We start from the raw sequence: 211 nt of genomic DNA, 5'->3' as shown, positions 1-211 counted from the left end.
TGCCTCCCGTAGGAGTCTGGGCCGTGTCTCAGTCCCAGTGTGGCCGATCACCCTCTCAGGTCGGCTACGCATCGTCGCCTTGGTAGGCCATTACCCCACCAACTAACTAATGCGCCGCAGGCCCATCCACAAGTGACAGATTGCTCCGTCTTTCCTCCTTCTCCCATGCAGGAAAAGGATGTATCGGGTATTAGCTACCGTTTCCGGTAGT

General features: G+C 56.9%; 1 rRNA gene. It reads right to left on the bottom strand.

Annotated features, from left to right (window positions below):
- Positions 1-211: ribosomal RNA gene (locus tag LCF57_RS17775) — 16S ribosomal RNA — on the bottom strand; the annotation flags it as partial.

It is taken from the genome of Paenibacillus sp. BJ-4, assembly GCF_020404765.1.
Taxonomy (GTDB): domain Bacteria; phylum Bacillota; class Bacilli; order Paenibacillales; family Paenibacillaceae; genus Paenibacillus.
This window is presented reverse-complemented; position numbering and strand designations above follow the sequence as displayed.